This is a genomic window from Rhodocytophaga rosea (assembly GCF_010119975.1).
Lineage (GTDB): Bacteria > Bacteroidota > Bacteroidia > Cytophagales > 172606-1 > Rhodocytophaga > Rhodocytophaga rosea.
Genome location: NZ_CP048222.1, coordinates 1,512,888 through 1,535,685 on the forward strand (window position 1 = coordinate 1,512,888; position 22,798 = coordinate 1,535,685).

General features: G+C 38.1%; 21 protein-coding genes. 11 read left to right on the plus strand and 10 right to left on the minus strand.

Annotation, left to right across the window (positions count from 1 at the left end; translation table 11 throughout):
* Positions 1-6 precede the first annotated feature (6 nt).
* The 7 genes from ruvA to GXP67_RS06430 all read right to left on the minus strand — a co-directional run bounded on the left by ruvA (position 7) and on the right by GXP67_RS06430 (position 8,552).
* Complete coding sequence (ruvA, locus tag GXP67_RS06400; protein WP_162442373.1) at positions 7-600, minus strand: Holliday junction branch migration protein RuvA; 594 nt, start codon at positions 598-600, stop codon at positions 7-9.
* Between the two features lie 109 nt (positions 601-709).
* Positions 710-3,046 (minus strand): NADP-dependent malic enzyme, encoded by a 2,337-nt coding sequence (locus tag GXP67_RS06405; RefSeq protein ID WP_197901651.1) that lies wholly within the window; start codon positions 3,044-3,046, stop codon positions 710-712.
* A 288-nt stretch (positions 3,047-3,334) separates the two neighbouring features.
* Positions 3,335-4,453: a DUF4837 family protein gene (locus GXP67_RS06410; RefSeq protein ID WP_162442374.1), complete on the minus strand. Its 1,119-nt coding sequence runs from the start codon at positions 4,451-4,453 to the stop codon at positions 3,335-3,337.
* Positions 4,454-4,664: 211 nt separating this feature from the next.
* Positions 4,665-6,149 (minus strand): lytic transglycosylase domain-containing protein, encoded by a 1,485-nt coding sequence (locus GXP67_RS06415; RefSeq protein WP_162442375.1) that lies wholly within the window; start codon positions 6,147-6,149, stop codon positions 4,665-4,667.
* A gap of 128 nt (positions 6,150-6,277) precedes the next feature.
* Positions 6,278-7,699, minus strand: a complete 1,422-nt coding sequence (gene gatA, locus GXP67_RS06420) for an Asp-tRNA(Asn)/Glu-tRNA(Gln) amidotransferase subunit GatA (RefSeq protein ID WP_162442376.1) — start codon at positions 7,697-7,699, stop codon at positions 6,278-6,280.
* Positions 7,700-7,701: 2 nt separating this feature from the next.
* Complete coding sequence (locus tag GXP67_RS06425; protein ID WP_162442377.1) at positions 7,702-7,917, minus strand: Sec-independent protein translocase subunit TatA/TatB; 216 nt, start codon at positions 7,915-7,917, stop codon at positions 7,702-7,704.
* Positions 7,918-8,114: 197 nt separating this feature from the next.
* Entirely contained in the window at positions 8,115-8,552 is a 438-nt protein-coding gene (locus tag GXP67_RS06430; RefSeq protein ID WP_162442378.1) for a YkvA family protein, read from the minus strand.
* A gap of 455 nt (positions 8,553-9,007) precedes the next feature.
* On the opposite strand from GXP67_RS06430, the gene GXP67_RS06435 reads away from it, so the two are divergent.
* Positions 9,008-10,537, plus strand: coding sequence for a hypothetical protein (locus tag GXP67_RS06435; protein ID WP_162442379.1), 1,530 nt, complete (start codon positions 9,008-9,010; stop codon positions 10,535-10,537).
* Between the two features lie 51 nt (positions 10,538-10,588).
* On the opposite strand, the gene GXP67_RS06440 is transcribed toward GXP67_RS06435, so the two are convergent.
* Positions 10,589-11,884, minus strand: a complete 1,296-nt coding sequence (locus GXP67_RS06440) for a UDP-N-acetylmuramoyl-tripeptide--D-alanyl-D-alanine ligase (protein WP_162442380.1) — start codon at positions 11,882-11,884, stop codon at positions 10,589-10,591.
* A gap of 134 nt (positions 11,885-12,018) precedes the next feature.
* Here GXP67_RS06440 and GXP67_RS06445 point away from each other — a divergent pair, with 134 nt between their 5' ends.
* The 3 genes from GXP67_RS06445 to GXP67_RS06455 are packed head-to-tail and all read left to right on the plus strand — an operon-like array spanning position 12,019 to position 16,314.
* Positions 12,019-14,322 carry an FG-GAP-like repeat-containing protein gene (locus GXP67_RS06445; protein ID WP_162442381.1) on the plus strand — a complete coding sequence of 768 codons (2,304 nt, stop codon included), beginning with the start codon at positions 12,019-12,021 and terminating at the stop codon, positions 14,320-14,322.
* A 5-nt stretch (positions 14,323-14,327) separates the two neighbouring features.
* Complete coding sequence (locus GXP67_RS06450) at positions 14,328-14,723, plus strand: hypothetical protein (protein ID WP_162442382.1); 396 nt, start codon at positions 14,328-14,330, stop codon at positions 14,721-14,723.
* A 58-nt stretch (positions 14,724-14,781) separates the two neighbouring features.
* The gene (locus GXP67_RS06455; protein ID WP_232065002.1) at positions 14,782-16,314 is read left to right on the plus strand and encodes a thioredoxin-like domain-containing protein; all 1,533 of its coding nucleotides are present in this window, start codon (positions 14,782-14,784) and stop codon (positions 16,312-16,314) included.
* Positions 16,315-16,400: 86 nt separating this feature from the next.
* On the opposite strand, the gene GXP67_RS06460 is transcribed toward GXP67_RS06455, so the two are convergent.
* Both GXP67_RS06460 and GXP67_RS06465 read right to left on the minus strand, forming a co-directional pair.
* Positions 16,401-16,562, minus strand: a complete 162-nt coding sequence (locus tag GXP67_RS06460; protein ID WP_162442383.1) for a lmo0937 family membrane protein — start codon at positions 16,560-16,562, stop codon at positions 16,401-16,403.
* A gap of 133 nt (positions 16,563-16,695) precedes the next feature.
* Positions 16,696-16,857: a lmo0937 family membrane protein gene (locus tag GXP67_RS06465; protein WP_162442384.1), complete on the minus strand. Its 162-nt coding sequence runs from the start codon at positions 16,855-16,857 to the stop codon at positions 16,696-16,698.
* Positions 16,858-17,313: 456 nt separating this feature from the next.
* On the opposite strand from GXP67_RS06465, the gene GXP67_RS06470 reads away from it, so the two are divergent.
* The 7 genes from GXP67_RS06470 to GXP67_RS06500 all read left to right on the plus strand — a co-directional run bounded on the left by GXP67_RS06470 (position 17,314) and on the right by GXP67_RS06500 (position 22,787).
* The gene (locus GXP67_RS06470) at positions 17,314-17,883 is read left to right on the plus strand and encodes an RNA polymerase sigma factor (RefSeq protein ID WP_162442385.1); all 570 of its coding nucleotides are present in this window, start codon (positions 17,314-17,316) and stop codon (positions 17,881-17,883) included.
* On the plus strand, positions 17,855-19,633 hold the full coding sequence (locus tag GXP67_RS06475) for an outer membrane beta-barrel protein (protein ID WP_162442386.1): 1,779 nt from the start codon (positions 17,855-17,857) through the stop codon (positions 19,631-19,633). Before GXP67_RS06470 ends, GXP67_RS06475 begins: the two co-directional genes overlap by 29 nt.
* A 235-nt stretch (positions 19,634-19,868) precedes the next feature.
* Positions 19,869-20,291 (plus strand): OB-fold protein, encoded by a 423-nt coding sequence (locus tag GXP67_RS06480; RefSeq protein ID WP_162442387.1) that lies wholly within the window; start codon positions 19,869-19,871, stop codon positions 20,289-20,291.
* Positions 20,292-20,455: 164 nt separating this feature from the next.
* The gene (locus tag GXP67_RS06485; protein WP_162442388.1) at positions 20,456-20,833 is read left to right on the plus strand and encodes a hypothetical protein; all 378 of its coding nucleotides are present in this window, start codon (positions 20,456-20,458) and stop codon (positions 20,831-20,833) included.
* 15 nt (positions 20,834-20,848) lie between these two features.
* Complete coding sequence (locus GXP67_RS06490; protein WP_162442389.1) at positions 20,849-21,409, plus strand: YceI family protein; 561 nt, start codon at positions 20,849-20,851, stop codon at positions 21,407-21,409.
* A gap of 29 nt (positions 21,410-21,438) precedes the next feature.
* The gene (locus GXP67_RS06495) at positions 21,439-22,332 is read left to right on the plus strand and encodes a DUF5777 family beta-barrel protein (protein WP_162442390.1); all 894 of its coding nucleotides are present in this window, start codon (positions 21,439-21,441) and stop codon (positions 22,330-22,332) included.
* Between the two features lie 263 nt (positions 22,333-22,595).
* Positions 22,596-22,787, plus strand: coding sequence for a hypothetical protein (locus GXP67_RS06500; RefSeq protein WP_162442391.1), 192 nt, complete (start codon positions 22,596-22,598; stop codon positions 22,785-22,787).
* The last annotated feature ends 11 nt before the right edge of the window (positions 22,788-22,798 follow it).

Sequence of the window (22,798 nt, forward strand, 5' to 3'; positions counted from 1 at the left end):
CTACAATTAGCTGGGTTTTAGTGCTTTCTTAATGAGTTGCTCCAGACTTAATGTGGTACCTTCCGTTTTCATAATGGTATCTATGCTCTTCTCGGCCACATTTTTCGGGATTCCCAATGTTATCAGTGCTGATAACGCTTCATTACGCAAGCTATTGTTTGCTGATACAGCAATATTTGGCATTTCTCCTGCGAATATGCCTTTTTTAATCTTATCTTTTAACTCAAGAATCACACGCTGAGCCGTTTTACTGCCAATGCCTTTTATACTTTGAATCGTCCGCAAATCTTCCGAAACAATGGCATTTTGTATTTCTGCATACGACAGCGAAGAAAGCATCATTACAGCTGTGTTCGGGCCAATTCCAGAAACGCTGATCAAATCTAAGAATAAGCGTTTTTCAGCGTTTTCAGCAAATCCATATAAGGTATGGGCATCTTCTTTTATATGTAGGAACGTGTGCAACCGGCATCTTTCTCCTTCTTTCAGGACGGCATAGGTTTGCAATGAAATCTTAATATGATAACCTAAGCCACCAATATCTATTATTACGTACGTGGGATCTTTAAAAGTGAGTTTTCCGTCGATGTAGGCGATCATGTGTTAAATTACAGATTACAGAACAAATATCTAATTAATCAACTGCTTCTGAGGTATATTTATTTAAAAAATTGATAATAAATATCTTTTTTGATGTAATATTTATTAATTATTTCGTCCAGGCTTGCAGACTAGTATCTGGCTGTGTCTCGGTTTTACGTCTGGCGGGCTCTCCAGGACTGGATTTATGGATTTGTGCCTCTACTACAGCAATGGCCACCATATTAATAATTTCACGGATAGAACTTCCGAGTTGTAATACATGCACAGGTTTCCGCATGCCCATCAGAATAGGTCCTATCGCTTCAGCGCCGCCAATTTCCTGTAAAAGTTTATACGCAATGTTACCAGAAGCAAGGTCTGGGAAGATGAGGGTATTGGCTCCATTTTCAGCCAGTTCACTGAAAGGATAATTTTCTTTCAATAATCTTGGACTTAAGGCAATATTGGCCTGCACCTCGCCATCAATAATCAGGTCAGGATACTTTGCTTTTGCTTTTTGCAAGGCACTTATCATTTTCTCTGGCAACTCTCCTTTATTAGAACCAAAGTTGGAATAAGAAAGCATAGCTATCCGGGGCTCAGCATCAAAAAAACGCACTTTTTCAGCCGTTAAGCCAATTATATCCACCAGTTCGTCGGCAGTAGGATTGGCATTTACTGTAGTATCGGCAAAGAAATAGGATTGCTTTTTATTGGTAATAATGTACATACCAGCCACCCGGTTTACAATTCTGTCGACTCCAATCACCTGTAAAGCAGGCTTTATAGTTTTTGCATAATCTTTGGTCAACCCGGAAATCAGCGCATCTGCCTCACCCAGCTCGACCATCATCGCTCCAAAATAGTTACGGTCCTGCATCATTTTTTTCCCTTCGGAGCAGGTTATGCCTTTACGTTTGCGTTTCTCGTATAAAAGATTGCCATATCTCTCAGTCCTCTCTTCCTCTTCATATACATCAATAATCTCACAGTCTACCAGTTCCAGATGATTTTCCCGAATGATTTGTCCAATTCTTTCTCTGTTACCCAGTAATATAGGAATGGCAATATTTTCTTCTTGTAAGATTTGAGCTGCTTTCAAAATTTTATAAGTATCTGCTTCTGCAAATACCACCCGCTGCGGATTTTGTCTGGCCCGGCCTATTACCCTGGTCATGATCTTCTGATCGATACCCACACGCCTTTCCAGCTCCTGATGATATTGCTCCCAGTCAGAAATGGTTATCCGGGCCACGCCGGAAGCTATAGCCGCTTTGGCAACTGCCGGAGAAATGGTGGTGATTAAACGAGGATCTAAAGGTTTGGGGATCAGATATTCACGGCCAAACACCAGTGCATTATTTTCATAGGCATTGTTTACCAGTTCTGGTACAGGCTCTTTAGCCAGAGTGGCGATTGCCCGTACAGCGGCCAGTTTCATCTCCTCATTAATTTCTGTAGCCCGTACATCGAGGGCTCCTCTGAAAATATAGGGAAAGCCCAGCACATTGTTCACCTGATTAGGATGATCAGAACGGCCAGTCGCCATAATAATATCTGAGCGTGATTCCATTGCCAGTTCATAGGCAATTTCAGGATCAGGATTAGCCAGAGCAAATACAATCGGATTGGGAGCCATTCTACGCAAATGTTCCTGCGTAATCACATTGGCAGCAGATAGCCCCAAAAACACATCCGCATTCATCATGGCTTCTTCCAGGGTATACACTGGAAGGTCTGTAGCAAACTGCCTGCGGATTTCATCCAGATCCTGCCTATCGTTCCGGAGAATGCCATTGATGTCATTCATGATGATATTTTTCTTCTGAACGCCCAGGGCCATATACAATTTGGTGCAAGCAATGGCAGAAGCACCTGCTCCATTCACGACCAAACGTATATCTCCGATTTTTTTCTTTACCAGTTCCAGCGCATTCAGTAAAGCAGCAGAGGAAATAATAGCTGTTCCATGCTGATCATCATGCATAACAGGTATGTTCATTTGCTTTTTAAGCTCCTGCTCAATCAGAAAACATTCCGGCGCTTTAATATCTTCCAGGTTGATGCCTCCAAAAGTAGGTTCCAGGGATTTCACTATTTTAATAAACTGCTGCGGATCGTGGCAATCTATTTCAATATCGAATACATCAATGCCTGCAAATTTCTTAAATAATACTCCTTTCCCTTCCATTACCGGCTTAGAAGCATCCGGGCCAATATTCCCTAAACCCAGAACTGCCGTGCCATTAGAAATCACACCTACCAGATTGCCTTTAGCAGTATATTTATACACATCATCGTAGTTATTAGCGATAGCCTTACAAGGCTCAGCTACACCAGGCGAGTAAGCCAGTGCCAGGTCAAGCTGCGTGCTAAGCATTTTGGTAGGAATTACTTCAATCTTTCCTGGCTGTCCTTGCGTATGGTACTGCAGCGCATCTTCTTTTCTTATTTTGATAGCCATAAAAATGGAAAGTATAAAATGGTTAAGGTTTGTTTGATGAGCAGTATATTCTAGAGACTTATTGAAGTCCTATGTTGCGTAAAAGATAGGTTTAAAAGTAAATCCTCAATTAAGCTCATTCTTTGCATATATGTCTGCCATCTCCAAATACAAGGTATAGCGAATGAAAACAAAAGCAATAAATATCTTAAGAAAATTAAGTTATTTAAGAATAAGTATATACTTATGATTTATGTTAACATAATTTCATAAAAAACTAAACAATAAAAATCAGAGTTATTCGCTTTACTAACTTGCTGGTGCTGCAGGCGTAACAGGATTTCCTGTAGGTTTGAACGACCACAAAATAGCTTCCAGCTGACGCATAAATTCCCTTTTCTTATCTATTCCAGGGCCAAGCAGGAATCCTTCAATATAATACAGACGATTGGTGGTTTCATCCACAAAAGTATAACTCAAAAACGGGCCGCCTCTTGAATTATTTTTCAAACGCCATAAACCTCTGGTTTCAACAGCGTATCTGTCATTAAAGGAAATATTCTTAAATACCGGAGGAATATAATCCTGATAGGTCATATAAGAATCTGTAATTTTCCGGTTGTACATCTCGTTATAGCCAATAGTATCACGCCAGGCAATTATTTTCTCCGGTTCAAATACTTCTTTGGAGGTATACGGTTTGTAGGCTACAAACACATGCATGTTTAAATCTTTTGCCGGGCGGGTAACCCAGACGAAATTGGAGTCAGATTTAGCCAGTGCATAATTTTCAGGAATTCTCATCGTAAAGTTATGTTCCTTACTGATCTGAGCTGTAAGTTCTTTATTTTCTGGCGCAAAAGAATTACTATTCAGGCGGCCTAATTCTATTTTATTAAAATACTGGCGGATGGCTTCTTTATTGCGGCTTAAGTTTGCCAGAAGTTGTTTGTCTGTTTTACCAAATAAATGCAAAATGTGCTGATTTCTGGCGAATTCATTCTGTTTAGGCAGCATAAAAAAAGTTGAATCCTGATTGACTTTATCAATGGCAGACTGTGAGAAAAACTGCCGCATCCGCTGACCAGTAGAACTCTCATCACCTAAAGATGTAACGAAAATTAAATTCCGGTGCGTTTTAATAAAATTATTAAACAGATTCGGGTGAAAATAAGTCAGTTTAAAGTAGGGCTCACTTTGAAGCAGGCCGGGTACTTCAGTTGTAAAAATATTTCGTAAGGTATCACCAATAGCTCCTTTCCACCGGACTGAATCCATGATAATTATTAGTTCCCCAATATTTCCTTTGCTCTGCACATTGGCCATATCTTTCTTATCCTGTTCGCTACAGGCTGAGAGCTGAGATATAGAAAGGATAATTAAACTGAAATAAATTATGCGTATGAGAATAGGATGAGAATATTTCATTGTTAAGATATATTATTCAGATAATCTGATTTTTTATTGATGAAATTAAACAGATTATAAGGGTTTTGGCGGAAATTTTAGGTTCAAAATTAAGTATTTTACTTTGAAAACGTATTATTTTTCTATTAACATATAACGCAGAATATATAAAAATAATTAGGCCCTGTACAGTAATTTTCTATACAGGGCCTAATTAAAAAATGAGGTTTATTTACCCAATAATGAGTTTCTGACCAGGCTTTAGTGAATTACCTTTCAACTTATTCATTTTCTTTATTTTTTCAACAGAGATGCCTCCATGAATTTGTGAAATTCTCCATAATGTATCGCCAGGTTGAACCCGGTAAATTTTAGTTTCCGGAGCCTCTACTGCATTTGCATCGGCATCACTTGCTGTTTTATTAACCGGTTGTGATTTTTTCTCTGCTACTAAAGTTGTTGAAGCTGGTTTACCTTTTACCCATATTGCCAATCTTTGTCCGTAGCGTACCGTATTGCCTCTTAAATGATTCCATCTTTTTATATCTGCTGTTCTTACATGATATTTCGCCGCAATTTTACTGATAGCTTCTCCCCTTCTCACTTTATGAATAATCTTTCTTCTTCCAGGCGAATCTGCGAAATCATCTGTATCGGAAGCTAACAAAATTTGCGCATTGTTCACAAGTACTGAGTCCAGGATACTGGTACGATTTCCTGCAAAAAAATCTTTTTTCTCAGCCGGAATTCTTAGGCTGTAATTTTTAAGATAACCAGGAACGATGTTCTTTTTAACCTGTGGGTTTAGGGCACGCAGGTCTTCCAGGGGCACATCTATATGTTTGGCCAAAGCTTCCATATTAAGGTGCTGGCTTATCTGAATAGTATCTGCAGGGATATATTTAGCTAATGATTCAATAGACAAGTTATAATCTTCTGCATGTGTCATAATGTAGTTGACAGCTACAAACATGGGCACATAGGCTCTGGTCTCTCTAGGCAAATAATTATATATTTGCCAGAAACCTGTTTTATTTCCGGAACGACGGATGGCTCTTCTTACATTTCCTGGCCCGCAATTATAAGCCGCTAATGCAAGCTCCCAGTCTCCAAACATACCATATAAGTCTCTCAAATATTTACAGGCAGCCTCTGTAGCTTTATACGGGTCCATTCTTTCATCAATATATGAATCCTGATAGAGTTTATATTGCCTGCCGGTAGAAGAGATAAATTGCCATAAGCCAACTGCTCTGGCTGGAGAAACAGCTCTTGGGTTAAGACCGGATTCTACAATTGACAAGTATTTGAGTTCATCAGGAAGATTATATTTTCGCAGATTTTCTTCATACAAGGGGAAGTACAAATGTTTCCGTTCCAGCATGGTCGTTACAAAACTGCGTTTCTTAACAGTAAAATAACTGATAAAACCTTTGATGGTCTTATTATAGGTCATAGGAATGGTAGTTTCCAGACAGCTAATTTGGTCTAAGACCAGGGCTTCGGGAAGTTCGGTAATGATTTCTTCAATATCCTGTACGAGTAATGTAGAATCTAAAGGAGCCTGACCAATGGTATCTGTAGTATCTGCTAATGCTGCTGCCTGATCTTCTTCTAAAGGTTCAACATTTTGGCTAAAGGATGGGATTTGTATTAATAAGGCAATTAAGCAGCTACAGGCAAACGTGAATACATTACGCTTTATTGGGAAGGTCATGTTCAGGATATTTAAAAATTACAAAATTAAACCAGACTCAATTATAAAAATACAAACAATTACTATATATAAAAGTCTTATCTATAGTATTCATGTACTTTTAGCCCACACTGTAACCTCAATGAATGTTAGTTTTCCATCAGATACTTCGAAAATGCAAGCAGATTGCTTTCATTAAAGTAGCTCGTCATTACCTGTAATCCAATAGGTAAGCCTTCTGCATCTGTTCCATTTGGTATGGAAATGGCAGGAATGCCTACTACATTGGCTTGAACAGTAAATAAATCTCCAAGATACATTTCTAATGGGTTAGCGGTATGCTCACCGATTTTAAAAGCAGTTGTGGGTGTAGTTGGTAAAATTAAAAAATCATACACGGATAGTAATTCGTCTGTTTTTTCCTTAATAATGCGTCTTACTTTCTGGGCCTTAGTATAATAGGCGTCGTAATAACTGGCACTTAGTACAAAGGTTCCCAGCATAATCCTTCGTTTTACTTCTTCCCCAAATCCCTGTGCTCTGGTATGTTTGTACATATTTTCCAAAGTATCACTCTGGGGGCTTCTGTAGCCATATTTAATTCCATCAAAACGGGAAAGATTAGAACTGGCTTCGGCTGTTGTTAAAATATAATAAGTAGGAAGAATATAATCGAGCGCAGGCAGTTCAATCGGCTCTACAATATGGCCTTCATTCTTCAAAAAATCTAATTTAGCAATCATATTATTCCGGATGCCTTCCTGAATACCTTCACTTTGCAAAGTATCTCTGATATAGGCAACCCGGACTTTTTTATCCAATGAAAGTGCTTGCGAATATGCCGGCACTTCCCGGTGCGACACGGTACTGTCGAAATCATCTTTACCTGCAATGACTTCCAACAATAAAGCAGCATCTTCTACACTTTTTGTAAGAATACCAATAGTATCAAACGAAGAAGCGTAGGCTATCAAACCATATCTGGAAATTCGGGAATAAGTCGGTTTCAACCCAACAATGCCACAAAATGCTGCAGGTTGCCTGACCGAACCTCCAGTATCTGATCCTAAAGAAGCATGACACAAATCCGCTTGTACACCTACGGCAGAACCTCCGGAAGAACCACCCGGCACACGTAAATTATCAACTTCATTTAAAACAGGGCCAAATGCAGAGTTTTCGTTGGAAGAGCCCATGGCAAACTCATCACAGTTTTGCCTGCCAATAATAATGGCATCTTCATCTAATAACCGCTGTACGGCAGTAGCAGTGAATTGAGAAACAAAACCGTCGAGAATTTTACTGCCACCCTGTAAGTGGTGGTCTTGGTAGCAAAGTACATCTTTCAGTCCAATTACCATACCTGCTAATCTTCCCTGTGTACCTTGTGAAATTTTATAATCTATTTCTTCTGCTTGTTGGAGGGCTTCCTGCTCATATACTTGTAAAAAAACATTCAAATGGGCTTTTTTCTGAATATTAGAAAGGTAATATGCCACTAATTTTTTGCACGACACATTACCTTTATGAATATCTGCTAAGATCTCAGATAAAGAAGAATAGGTTTTCAAATTTATTTGGTAACTGGTTTGTCGTCTTTAACACCTTCTTCGATTTCGTCTTTTATTTCTTTGGTGGCATCTTTAAACTCCCGGATACCTCTGCCTAATCCACGAGCCAGTTCTGGGATTTTTTTGGCTCCGAAAAATATTAATACAAAAAGAACTATTAAGAATATTTCCGGGCCACCTAAGTTACCTAAGAATGCAAAAATGGTTGTCAGTTGCATAAGAATAGAATTTTAGTAATGAAAAACAAAGATACATATAATTTCATGGAATCAGAAAATAAAAACCTGTATAATCACAAATGGTATATTAAATTCCTCTCCTGCTCATACTATAGTTTTTTTTATAAAATGGTTCAATATTCCATGAAAATTATTAAACCTACGCTAAAAATTGTATCATGGATTGATTTTATAATTTATGACTGTTCGCTGATAGGTACTACTTGCTTAGCCTCCCATTGTCTGAAATTTTCTATGTCAGATCTGATGGCATTATACACCCATATGATTACAGCAATATCATCGGTAAAACCAACCAAAGGAAGCAAATCAGGAATAAAATCAATTGGAGATACGAAATATAGTAAGCCTGCGAGAACAAGTGTGAGCGAACGCCACGGGATTTCTTTGTAATCTCCTTGTTTATATGCACGTACCATTCGCCTTAGGGTACTTACATTCTCCATAAAAGAGGCATTATTTTCTGTTGGTTCCAGATGCTGGGTTTTCGACCGTACCTTTGAGAGCAGATCGCCCATCTTTTTATTGCTTTTAGCATATTCTACAGCCCTTTCTAAAGCTACTTTAAAAAAAACAGATTTAATTACCCGGCCGGCAAGTTTTGATGCAGACATAATTATGAAAATAGATTTAAATTATTAAACAAAATCAGTTAATGCTGAACACAGCATTATATTTCTTATTAAACGTAACCTAAGGAAATAATTTATACTTGTGTAGAAAAATATTATAATTAATCAAGTCTTTTATAGCTGATAAGTAAATACCAGCAATTCTTGTTTACCTTTTGCCCACTAAATCAATCAATAAGAGCGTACTTACAAATTAATCCAGAAAACGGTGTATTTCAACGATTAAAAGTATAAGATCGTAGAAAAAAATATTTATAAGTTTCTTTGCACATATTTTCATAGTAGATTTGTTATGATAGCGCATTCAACCAGCCCAATTTACTCTTAAAAAAATTATAAAAGTATGCTTTTTTGCATCTCTTTTATTCAGTGCTTCAATTATTTAATTTTCATTCTTAACTATTTCAGTAACATTCACTTCACAAAAAAGGAGAACTATGGATTCACTTAGCGAATTGATACGTCTGGTAACTAAAAAAAGGGTAAAAAAGGTTGAACTTTTTGACGAAAACAGCAGAAACAAATCGAGTAATTATTTCAAGCTGTTTGATGGAATACATTCTCAAAAGTATCATTCCGATGCTGATGCAGCCAAAGACATTTATGCCTGCGACCCTTCTGAAAAGAAATACCTTATTTTAAAAACTCGTCTGAAACAAAAATTACTCAATACGCTGTTCTTTTTGGATTTAGACGATGAAAACACTCCTCAATATCAAAGTGCTTTGTATGATTGCAACAAAGCTTTGTATTGTGCCAAAGTGTTACTCATGAATGGCTCAAAAAAAATAGCCATCCCCGCGGTTGAAAAAACTCTAAAAAGAGCCCAGGAATTCCAATTGACGGATATTGAACTGGAATGTGCTAAAATTTTGAGGAGTCATTATAGCGCCAGCAACCAGTATAAAGAATTTCTGATTTACAGAGATATCGCCGACCAAACGGAACAACGCTTACATGCTGAAAACCTTTCTGACAGGTATTATCAGGAATTGGTGGCTATGTATGCAAAATCCAAAGCAAACCGGGCAAAAGTAAGGAGGCTTTCCGAAAGGTATTTTAAAGCGTTACAGGAAGATTTCAAGAAGTACAATAGTGTACGGTTAAGCCTGAATTACTTTAAAATTAAGACTATGTTCCATCAGTTTTCAGATGATTACACCTCGGCCATTGAAATAACTGAGGCGGCTGAGAACTATGTAAAAAGTAATCCAAAATTCCATCCGGCTTCCAGATTAGAGGATTTAGCCATCCAAAAGATGAACTTCTTCTTACATTTAAAAAACTTTGAAGTAGGTGAAGTTTACGCTAAAAAGAACAGCGGTATTTTTGAGGAGGCAAGTTCTAACTGGTATAATTTCCAGGAGTATTACTTCTTGCTAGCCATGCATACAGCTCAATACATGAAAGCAGCCGAAATCTTCCAGCATGTGGTAGAGCAATCAAATTTCAGATTGCTCTCGGAAGTGAAGAAAGAAAGATGGAAAACCTTTCAGGCGTATCTGCACTATATTTATAAAACCACGAAGTTACGGGAAATTCGCCCTGTCATTCAAAATGCCAAGACTAACTTCCGGCTGAATGATTTTCTGAGCGAAAAACCTTCCTTTGCCAAGGAAAGAAGAGGTTTGAATATTGCTACTTTAACAGTTCAAATCCTCTTCTTGCTAGAAAAACTTGAGGTAGATAAAGTAAATGAATCAGTTCATGCCATTGAAAAATACTGCCGCAGATATCCTAAGAAGGACATTAATTTCAGAAGCGAATGTTTTATCGGAATGCTGGCGAATATGAGCAAGGAAGGTTTCCGTTTCTACCAGACCAGAAAATCTTCTGAAAAATTATATGAAGAAATGCTTTCTGTTCATATGGAATATCATGGTGGAAACCGGGCGCTGGAAGTATTACCGTATGAAGTAATGTGGGATATTGTATTGGACAAATTAAAAACGTATAAATACGGTTGATATTAAAATGTATGATTTGCCAAAGGACGCTAATAAGCGTCCTTTTTTATTTTAAATTAAATCCACTATCGTTTCAAGTCCCATCCCTCTGGAACCTTTGATAAGAATATGGGCATTCTCTATTTTATTTTCCTGCAGCCAGTTGTTAAGTGAAAATTTATCTATGAAATAATAGGATTGGGGATTGGCTTCTACGGCAGCTTGCATACGTTTACCACATAATAAAACTTTAGAAAAATTTCCTTTGGCTACCACTTCACCGATTCTACGGTGTTCTGTTTCGCTTTCTTCTCCTAACTCAAACATGTCACCCAGAATAACCACTTTTTTAGGAGTATTTATCGTCATAAAATGCTCCAAAGAAGCTTGCATGGAAGTAGGGTTGGCATTATATGCATCCAGGTAAATGATGTTAGTTCCTTTATGTACAATCTGGGAACGGTTATTCTCCGAAATGTACCCGCTTACAGCAACATTAGCCTCTTCTGCTGATACTTCAAAATATTTACCCACACATAAAGCAACAGCTATATTCTCAAAATTATGTACCCCTGATAAATGCGTTTCTACAATATCTCCATTTTCACTTCTATACGTAACAAAAGGGGAAGATGACAGCATTTCGCAAGCCATAAAATCTCCAACTCTTGGGTATTGAACTACCTCGCCAAAATACCTGGTCCTAACCATACTTTCCAGGGTTTCGTTGAGCGCATTTACAAATACAACCCCATTACGAAACTGCAAAAAATCATATAATTCACCTTTGCCTTTTTTTACCCCTTCAACCCCACCAAAACCTTCCAGATGTGCTTTACCAATATTAGTTATCAATCCGTGGGTAGGTTCGCAAATGGCCACAAGTTCGGCAACATCTCCTATCTTATTGGCACCCATTTCAATAATTGCCATTTCTATTTCGTTAGTAATAGCAAGTATGGTAAGCGGCACTCCAATATGGTTATTCAGATTTCCCTTGGTAGCATAGGTTTTATATTTGCGGCTCAGTACTGCATTTATTAACTCTTTCGTTGTAGTTTTACCATTGGAACCGGTAATACCAATAAAAGGAATGGTAAGTTGGCGGCGGTGATAATTAGCAAGTTGTTGCAAAGCTTGTAAAACATTTTCAACCAGAATATATTTATCATCCGTGGCATATTCAGCTTCATCTACTACAGCGTAACTTGCTCCTGCCTCAATGGCGTGCCTAGCAAAAGTATTACCATTAAACCGTTCGCCTTTTAAAGCAAAAAACAAGGAACCGGGCATAATTTTCCGGGTATCTGTAGATATAGACCGGCTGTTGAGGTATAAATTGTATAATTTTTCAATATCTAAAGTCATAAAAATAATGTCAAGGCTAAGGTTGAAGAATTAAATCGGCATTACAGGTAACAATGTATAAAATTGATGCTATTTTCTTTTAAAAAATTTCTTTTGAATTTAATAAAGGCACAAAGATAACAGAATAGGTTAAAATGAGAATATTAAGGTTATTGAATGCAAGTAGTAGTTTTTTTCTGAAAGTAGAGATGAAGCCAACACCAGCTTTTTATACATATTTATTAATTATATATAGCCTTCTTTTTGTTGCCCCCGCAGTAAAGGCACAAACATTTAAGTTTAATCAGGATCAATCTATTCCACTCATCTATCAGAACGATACATTGGTAAATGCATGGGCTGGCGGACTGAATGCATCCCAGTATAGTACCATTCATCTCAATAATGATGAAACAGAAGATTTAATTGTATTTGACCGTACAACAAATACCCTGCGTACTTTTCTGGCAACTTCTTTCAAGAATACCCTGCGCTATGTATATGTACCCCAGTATGAAAGTGAATTTCCTCCAGCGCTGGAATCATGGATACTACTGGCAGATTATAACCGGGATGGGAATAAAGATATATTTACTCACACGACCCTTGGGGTAAAAGTGTATAAGAATACTTCTAATGAGAATGGCCTTTCCTGGCAATTGATAGCCAACCCCTTAGAAACGCAAGGATTTTCCGGGTTAATAAATTTACTTATAGCGGTATCAGATATTCCTGCCATTACCGATCTGGATAATGACGGAGATTTGGATATTCTTACCTTTGATGGTATTGGAGATATGATAGAATTTCACCAGAACCAGAGCATAGAAAAATACAATCATGCAGATGCCTTGGAATTTAAGAAAGTGAATACCTGCTGGGGAAAATTCCGGCAAGGAGTTTCCTGCGAAGAATATATTTTTGGCGAAGATTGCGGCACCGTAATTGGCCGGATTCATAATCCACTCCGGGTACAGCATACTGGTTCTTCCCTGCTCATTACAGATTTGGATGGCGATGGAGACAAAGACCTGCTAAATGGCCATGTGGGCTGTCAGGCAATGGTAAAATTGACTAACAACGGAAATACACAGCAAGCTATTTTCAATGAAATTGATGCTGATTTCCCGGCCAGTGAGCCTATTAATTTTCCTGTATTTCCGGCAGCCTTTTTTGAAGATCTGGATTTTGACGGAAAGAAAGACTTGATTGTAAGTCCTAATGTGACAACCAATGAAGGCAATTTTATCAATTTCAGAGAATCAAACTGGCTATACAAAAATACCGGCTCTAACGATTCACCAGTTTTTGCTTTTAATCAAACAGATTTCCTGCAATCTACCATGCTGGATGTAGGGGAAAATGCATTTCCTGCCCTTGCTGATTACGATGGAGACGGAGATACAGATTTATTTATTGGGACCAGAGGGAATTATAACATGGGTAACGGAAGATTTTATGCCACTATTCATCTGTATGAGAACATAGGTACGCCGGAGAAAGCATCCTTTGAAATCATCACAGAGGACTATCTGAATTTATCTTCCCTGCAACTTACATTTCTCAAACCTTCATTTACGGATGTAAACAACGACCGTGTGCCCGACCTCGTTTTTGCCAATACCTATAATAACGGGCGCAATACTGATCTAAAATACATTCTCAACGCAGCTCCGCAGAATAGTGCTTTCCAGTTTTCGCTTAACAACATACAAACATTGCCCTTGACTTTTGATGCAAACGATACTCCCCTGCTCTATGACCTGGATGGAGATAATATACTGGATGCATTGGTAGGAAAATTTTATGGCAATATAGAATACTATCTGAATACTGGTACCAATACAAATCCGGTATATAACCTGCGCAATGAGTTTCTGGGTGGCCTTCCCGTAGATCCTTTTGACAGGAATGTTTCATTAACGATGGCGGACCTGGATTTTGATGGAAAAGCAGATCTCATTTCTGGCGACCGGAATGGGAAGATTAAAGTATATGCTGATGTACTTAATCAGTTAGCACAATCATTAAATCCGGATACCAGTATCATCTGGAATCCGATTGCCAATAACTATATCGCTGCCAAGCTGGATGGATTTATTTTTCCGGCTGCAGCTGATTTAAATAATGATAAATTACCTGAGTTGCTGGTAGGAACACAGGCAGGTGGTATAATTATGTTGAAAAACACATCAGAGGCTGGTAATCCAGACCCTGAGCCTACTGAATCAGGCCTCCTGGGGCCTAATCCGGTAGATACATATTTATATCTCAATTTACTGTTTGATAGCGAAGTGAATGTATATTCTGTTTTGGGTCAATCACTTATAGATAAACGCAAGATCATGGCTAATCAGAAAACGCCACTAGATTTCAGGAATTTCCCGGCAGGTATATACCTTATAAAAATTTCTTCGCCGGAAGTCTCTACTGTTAAAAAAATCGTAGTTCGTCATTAGAGGACATGCAGGCGGTTTTATACATAGAAATCACAGAAAGTCTGGATTTTTCTTACGAAAAACCGCTTCTGGCATACATTCAGCAGTGCTTTCCGCAAGTCATTCAATTTGATATTGATAATCATTCGGATGCGATGCTGGTAAGTTATGCTATAAAGCTTCTGGAAGAGGCAAATCAGGTATTACTAATAGTGGAAGCAAGAGAAGGAAAAACACAAACGCTTTTACCCTTTTTTGAAAAATTATTAGTTTATCAGTATAAAACCCTGGTGGTCTATAACGGAAATAATGCAGCCGCAGATAGATATATACATTTAGTAGCCGATGAACGCAAGAGAAAAGATATTCCAATGGAGGAAGCCAAAACAATTATACAGGCATTTTTCCAGAGTATGCCATAATTAAACTTTCTTTATCAAACTAATTTGTTAAAACAAAGCCATGTTATTATTAAAACCTATGAAACGTATTTCCCTCCTTTGTCTGGTTGCGGCCATCAGTTGTATGGTACTAACTAGTTGTAAAGGGCAAAATAAAAATTTAGAACAAACCGCCACCGCTACTTCTCCTATGAAATTACCTGCTGTAAATGCTCCGGAAATCAATACGCAATATGGATGGCTCAATACAGACAAATCATACTCAATTAAAGATTTCAGAGGAAAAATCCTGCTGCTGGACTTCTGGACATTTGGCTGCATTAATTGCCAGCACATCATTCCGGACCTCAAGAAACTAGAACAGGAATACGCCAAAGAACTGGTAGTAGTAGGTGTACATTCGGCGAAGTTTGAATCAGAGAAAACCAATACTAATATCCGCAAAGCCATTCTCAAATTCGGAGTTGAACATCCGGTTGTAAATGATGCCGATTACAAAGTGTGGCAAGAATATGGGGTAAAAGCATGGCCTACTGTCGTATTGATTTCGCCGGATGGCAAAGTAGTGGGCCAACATGCCGGGGAAGGTGTTTATAAACCCGTAAAACAGAATATTGAACTGCTGCTTAAACAATACGACGATAAAATCAACCGGGAACCTATTGTCTTTAAGCTGGAAAAAAGCAAGGAAGCGAATACCTTTTTAAAGTTTCCTTCTAAAATGGTAAATGATGAGGCTGGCAATATCTGGTTTGCTGATAGCGGGAATAACCGGGTACTTAAAATTAATTCTGATGGCAAAGTACTGGAAATAATTGGTAAAGGCAGCGAAGGCTTTGGGGACGGAGATTTTAGTTCGGCTACTTTTTACGAACCACATGGCCTAGCCTTGAAAGGCAACACCCTCTATATTGCCGATACCAAAAACAACTCCATCCGCAAAGCAGACCTCACCACAAAAAAAGTGGAAACTGTGGCCGGAGATGGAGAAATGGGCTATTATTTCTTCAACGACAAATGGGATGTACCTGTAAAACCGAACAGTCCCTGGGATTTACTGATCGATGGTGAAGTGATGTATATTGCGAATGCCGGTAATCATCAGGTATTAAAAATGGATTTGGCTACCAATAAAGTTACCCGTTTTGCCGGAACTGGCCGGGAAGCACTTGCCAATGGCAGTTTGAAGGAATCGGCCTTTAATCAGCCTAGTGGTTTGACTAAAATCGGCGATATTTTATATGTAGCCGATTCAGAAGCGAGTGCCGTTCGTGCTATTGACCTCAAAAAGCAAACGGTAGCTACACCCTTAGGAAAAGGATTATTTGATTTTGGAGATAAAGACGGAGATGTAGACGGTGCCCTCTTGCAACATTGTGTGGGAGTAACTGCCAAGGATGGTAAAATTTACATTGCCGACACTTATAATGGCAAGATAAAAACACTTGATTTAAAAAATGAACGGGTAAGCACTCTGGTTGCCGGTTTGAATGAGCCCAATGATATCCTGTTTATAGATAATCAAATGTGGATTTCTGACACCAATAATCATCAGCTGGTAAAAGTTGACCTAAAAAACAGTGAGAAAAAGGTCGTTGAGGTGAGTTTGTAATAAACTATGATACTCTTATTTTAGACATAAATAGAAAAGCCAGGCTGATCAGCCTGGCTTTTCTATTTATCTTTTATCAGATTACGTCATAGTACCCTTCGTCCGGCAAATAGTCTGATTAAGATGGCTATAATAGCAAGTACGAGCAATACGTGAATGAAGCTACCTACTGCTTCGCCAAATCCTACGTAACCGATCAACCATAAGATGATTAATACGACGGCTACTACTGTTAATATATTTCCCATGATGAATAAGATTTAAGGTTTATTTATTGTTTGAGTTTAAAGTGAAAGTCTTTTAAATTAGAAAACCAGAGTTTAATACCATCTCTACTTATACCAATCCCCCTGGTTTTCTATAAAATCTTCAATTGTGGCACTATAATGCTCTTCGTCCTGAAATGACACGGATCAAGATGGCTATAATAGCAAGTACTAATAAGATGTGGATAAAGTTACCTACTGCTTCGCCGAATCCTACGTAGCCAATCAACCATAAGATGATTAATACAACAGCCACTACATATAATATACTTCCCATAATATTTTAATGTTTAGTTTAAAAGGTTTAGGTAAAAGGTTAAATGGAAAAAAAATATTAAATTTTCTACTGTTTCAACAATCTCTTCAGAGAATAAATGGTGGTTTGTTTTACTTTGATTCTCTATTAAGTTTGTTTACATCACTTTCTACGGCAATGGTTTAATAAAAGTTATGGGCTTACAAAAAAAATTTGATTTTTCAAAACATTTCTGGATAAGACCGTTTACTGTTCATCTGAAAAAATGCCCTAATTTTATAAATTAAGGCATTTATAGGGTATAATTAATTCATATATTCTTTTTACAATGCTACCAATTGTGAGCCTTTATTACCCGATAATTAAACTACAGCAGGTGTATTCATATGTAAAGTTTCCCTGCTTCATAAAAATATTTTTACTCGCAGGCAACTTCCGCCTGCAAACGTCCGTGCTGAGGGCGCAAACTGAACCTAAGTGAACACTGTATATGACTCTACCATAGAAGCCCTTATTCAAGGATGTATCCGGGGCGATTCCACCAGTCAGAAAGGGCTATATAAGCACTTTTATGGATATGGTATGAGCATTAGTTTACGCTATTCCAAAAATATTGAAGAAGCCGTAGAAGTGCTTAATGACAGTTTTCTGAAGGTGTTCACCAAAATAAAAAAATACGACCCGGAAAGGTCTTTTAAAGGATGGCTGCGAAAAATTATCATTAATACAGCCCTTGATAATTACAGGCACAATCTGAAATACTATCATGCACTTGATATAGAAAACGGAGAATCCTCACCGGCTAATGAAACAATACTATCAGGACTAGCTTATCAGGAGATTTTGGCTATGGTACAAAACCTGTCTCCTGCCTACCGGACAGTATTTAATTTATATGTGATTGATGGCTACACACATGAAGAGATCGCCGAAATGCTGGAAATTTCAATCGGCACTTCTAAATCCAATTTGTCGAAAGCCAGAGAGAACCTGAGGAATATGTTAAAAAAAAACAAAAATGAGTACGCCAGATATTCCAGAAGATGAGTTAGATGACTTTTTCAGAAAGTCGCTTGGGAACCCTGATTTGGATTTCCGGGAAGAGGATTGGCTAAAAATGGAGCAAAAACTGAAGGACAATAATGCCCGTGAAAGAGCATTTTACCGCAGATTTTTGTACAGCTTGCTTGGTTTATTACTAGTAATGGCACCAGTGCTTACCTGGTATTTTGTTTCACGCCCTACCCAGTCGGCAGTGCCAACAGTTGCTGTCCGGGAGCATGAAAACACAGAAAATAGTATAGGAAATACAAACACGCCAAATAATACTGGAAATACCAATATACCAGATAGTAAAAATGATGTTAATCCTGGCTTGGCTCCTGATTCAAAGCAAGTAATGGCCGAGAAAGAAGATGAAAACAAACCTGATATCATTTCTCCATCTGGTAACAGAACAGAGCCGATTGCTGAAAAAGAAGGCCTAAAACAAAAAAATATTCCACAACAAGATGAGTCACTTACTAAAGAGCAACCTATAAAAAGTATACCTTCGGTTAAGCAAAAAACAGGAGATACAGGAATAATTGCTGCCATACAGGAACATAATGGAAAAGAAAAAAATCCTAAAAAAACAACAATTAAACAATCGGATTTACCTTCCGGAAAACCTGAACAAGATGAAAAAAGCGTAAATCCTAAAGTCAAAAAACTAAGCAAAGGAAATGGCTTAGATGAGCAACTGTTAACGCAATCTCAACTAAACAAGCCTATTGAAAAACAGCCTTCAACTGTTACTGAATCAGGTGTTATTGTAATTGACCCCAGCAGCAATAAGCAACTTTCTGAGAATAATAATGAGAAAGACGATACAAACAGTCCTATTTCCGGGAAATTTGCAACGAAAAAAGATACACAGGAGCAAGCTATAAATAATACCAATGGAGAGCCAACAGGTATTCTTCCCAGACAAAATAGTCAGGAGGGCAGTCATTCAATACCAAAAGAAGCAGTTACGCCTGAATCAGAACATTCAAATACTCAGCCTACTACTTTTTATCTTATTGAATCTATTTCAAGTCTTTCAATCAGGCCATTATCCTATAACATACAACTTAGCGATCTGATTACCCAGCAGGCAATCCCACTAACACAACCCGAACTTATAGATTCTACCAGGCGCAAGAAACTGGCCATTGAAAGAGTACACTCCAGGCTTAGTGTGAACCTGTTACTTTCGCCCGACCTAAGTTCAATTGGTTTTTCTAAATGGAGAACTCCGGGTACAAATATTGGAGCCTCGCTGGAGTATCATATTTCCAATAAATTAAGTATTTCAGTGGGTGCTATCTATTCCACAAAAATTTATGAGGCGGATGCAAAAAAATATAACCCGGCCAGTTCTTACTGGGCGAGTTATTATCCCAAGCCAGTAGATGTAAAAGGGAATTGTAAGGTAATTGATCTGCCGGTGAATATCCGCTATAATTTTCTGGGTAGGGAAAAGTATAACCTGTATATATCAAGTGGTATATCGTCTTACCTGATGCTGAAGGAAGATTACAAATACATTTACAAAGTATATGATTCCAGCCAGCGCAAAGGATGGCATGGCGAAAATGAGAATAAGCACTTTTTCAAAGTAATTAATTTGTCGGCAGGATACGAAAGAAAAATAAGCCAGCGGTTCTCCTTTCAGGCAGAGCCATTTATTAAACTACCTACAGCTGGTGTGGGATATGGCAGAATCAAACTGCTCAGTACCGGCTTATTTATGTCGATGAAATATAATTTTTAGCAGAATCATACCACAATTAATTGACATAAAAATAAATTGGACCGCCTATCCAGTGAGAATGGTAGCATTAAATAAGTAGTCCATGCAAATACAATATTTCTATGCATAACACCTGTAGAACAGGGATCAACGAACTGTACTGGTGTTCAAGTTTGCAGTTTATTTAATCAAATAGGGTAGGATTCATAATCCTATCCTATTTCATTCCTTAAAAAACGCTTTTTTAGTTATAAGTATGAAGAGAAAAACAGGCATCATTTCCGGACTTATTTTAATAGGTATCTTGGCAGCCTGGTTGGTGTACAGTAAAGTATACAATAAACCACACAGGCAGATTACCGGAGAACAAGCAGCCTATGCTGTAAAATCAGTAGCTCTGTTTGGAGCATACGAAACTGACGAAAACAGAGCAGATTCACTATACCTGAATAAAGTATTGCAGGTTGAAGGAAAAGTGGAAAAAATCTTTCAGAATGAAAAGGGAGAATTGACCCTGGTATTAACTGGAAATGAAATGTTTGGCATTAGCTGCACCATGGCAGATAGCGAAAAAGAAAAGCTTCAACACATTAAACCTGGTGGTGAAGCAAAGCTGAAAGGCTTATGTAATGGCATGTTGATGGATGTAGTGCTGGTTAAATGTGTATTGGTTGAATAGCAATATATGCGACAAAGAACGGTATTGTATTCACTACGTAGCTAGTTTTAATGTGAAATTGTGAAGATATGATCAGAGGCGCTATGTATGATTAAATCAGAAATTTTTAAAACCCTTATAGTAGAATAAAATTAGTAAGCATACTACCACCTTTTCCCTTTATTATGAGATATTTATTTAAATGCGGTACATTCTTTTTGCTGATTTATCTATTATTTTCCTGTGCCTATCATAATGAAGAAGAGTTATATGGCAATGAGGCAATCAATCCCTGCGATACGGTAACTGTTACCTATACACTGGATGTGCTTCCGGTTTTACAGACCACTTGTTATCCATGCCATAATCAAGCGGCAGCTTCGGGAGGTGTTATTTTAGAAGGCTACAACCAGGCCAAAGCCATCGCCGGAAGCGGACGCTTATTAGGAGCCATCAGCCATTCTCCGGGATTTACACCTATGCCAAAAGATGGAGCCAAACTACCTTCCTGTGATATCACTAAAATCAGCCGGTGGATTGAAGCCGGTATGCCTGAGAACTAACCAAGCTATTTATATATGAGATTTTTTTCAGTTTGTTTTTTATTGATCCTGCTTTATTCTTCAACCTATGTTTCCGCACAAGGGCGCTATTTTACCCGTGCAGGCCATATTTCATTTTATTCTTCAACTCCTGTAGAAGATATAAAAGCAGATAACCGGCAGGTAGCCAGCGTAATTGACTTTTCAAGTGGAGAGATGGTATTTTCCGTACTGATGCGGTCTTTTGAATTTCCGAAAGCTTTGATGCAGGAGCATTTTAATGAGAATTATATAGAGTCGGATAAGTACCCAAAATCTACATTTAAAGGCAAAATAACTAATGCCCAGAGTGTAGATACAAAGAAAGACGGGCTGTACAAAGTAAATGTAGAGGGCTACCTTACGATTCATGGTGTGACCAAACCTGTGAAAACAGAAGGTACTCTGGAAGTGAAAGAAGGAAAAATACTGGGTAAATCTAATTTTACTGTAGCTGTAGCTGATTACAACATCCAAATCCCTAAAGTTGTACAGGATAACATTCAAAAAACCATTGATATCAAGATAGATATGGTATATGAGCCTTTCAAGCAGTAACCACACAAACCCTCAACTCTAGTACCTATATGCCCAAACTTAAACTCATTCTCCTGCTTATATTTCTTTGTTCGGTAACTGCCCTGCAAGCACAAGATGATTTGCTGGGATTGCTTGAAAATGATTCCTTGCAAAAGAAAACTCCTGCCTATACCATTGCCACTTTTAAAACTACCAGAGTAATTAATGGGCATTCGGTGGAAACGACCAAAAATGGAGTGCTGCAGTTTATGATTTCCCACCGGTTTGGTACCCTTAATAGTGGTGCCTATAATTTCTTTGGCCTGGACCAGGCTACGATCCGCCTGGGACTAGAATATGGCTTAACTGACCGGTTCACTATTGGAGTTGGCAGAAGTTCCCTGGAAAAAACATATGATGGTTTTCTGAAATATAAAGTGCTCCGGCAAAGCAAAAATATGCCTGTTTCGGTAGTACTGTTTACCAGCATTGCTGCTACTTCCCTAAAATTTACTGAACCGGAAAGGGATAACTTATTCTCATCAAGGCTCAGTTATACCTACCAGGCCATTGTAGCCCGGAAATTCAGCGATAAATTATCCTTACAACTCTCTCCTACCCTTGTTCACCGGAATCTGGTAGCTACTACTGAAGACCAGAATGATGTAATGGCTGTAGGCGCAGCAGGCAGGTTTAAACTTACCAAACGCACTTCTTTTAATGCTGAATATTTTTATGTACTTCCGGGTAAAACTGCCGATGATTATTACAATACCTTATCTCTGGGCTTTGATATTGAAACAGGGGGACACGTTTTTCAGCTGCACCTGACCAATTCGCAGGGGATGATCGAGAAGTTTTTTGTTCCTGGCAACACCGGCAGATGGTCGAAAGGCGATATCTACATTGGGTTTAATGTTTCAAGGGTATTTACCTTAAAAAAGAAAAAGGAAGTCAAATAAAATCAGCTCATTCATACCAAAGAACTTGTCTGTTGCTAAGAATTACGCTACCTGTATGGTTCAGATAAGTTCTTTCTTTTGATAACGGGATAAATGGATTGAAAATACACGCAAAATGTACTCCCATGTATCAGTTTAAATCCCTGGCTTAGTATCATCCTTTTTCATGATTTTCCTCATTTTTCACGCGTAGAGTCTAAGCTACCTTTGAGGTACACAACACTTCATTCTATAATCAGAAAGAAAAATTAAGTATTAAAATCATGTCAAAGATGAACAATGTCACTTCCTTGAAAGAGGTGCCAGCCCTAGAGAGTTATACCATTGCCAGAGGAATAAATGGCATCTTATGGATATGGGAAAAAGTGGAAGATAATGTATGGAAAGTATACGCCTATGAAACTCCTCAGAACTATCACTTCGAAGACGACAAGGGAAACCAGGTAAACAGATAACTGCTTCCTTG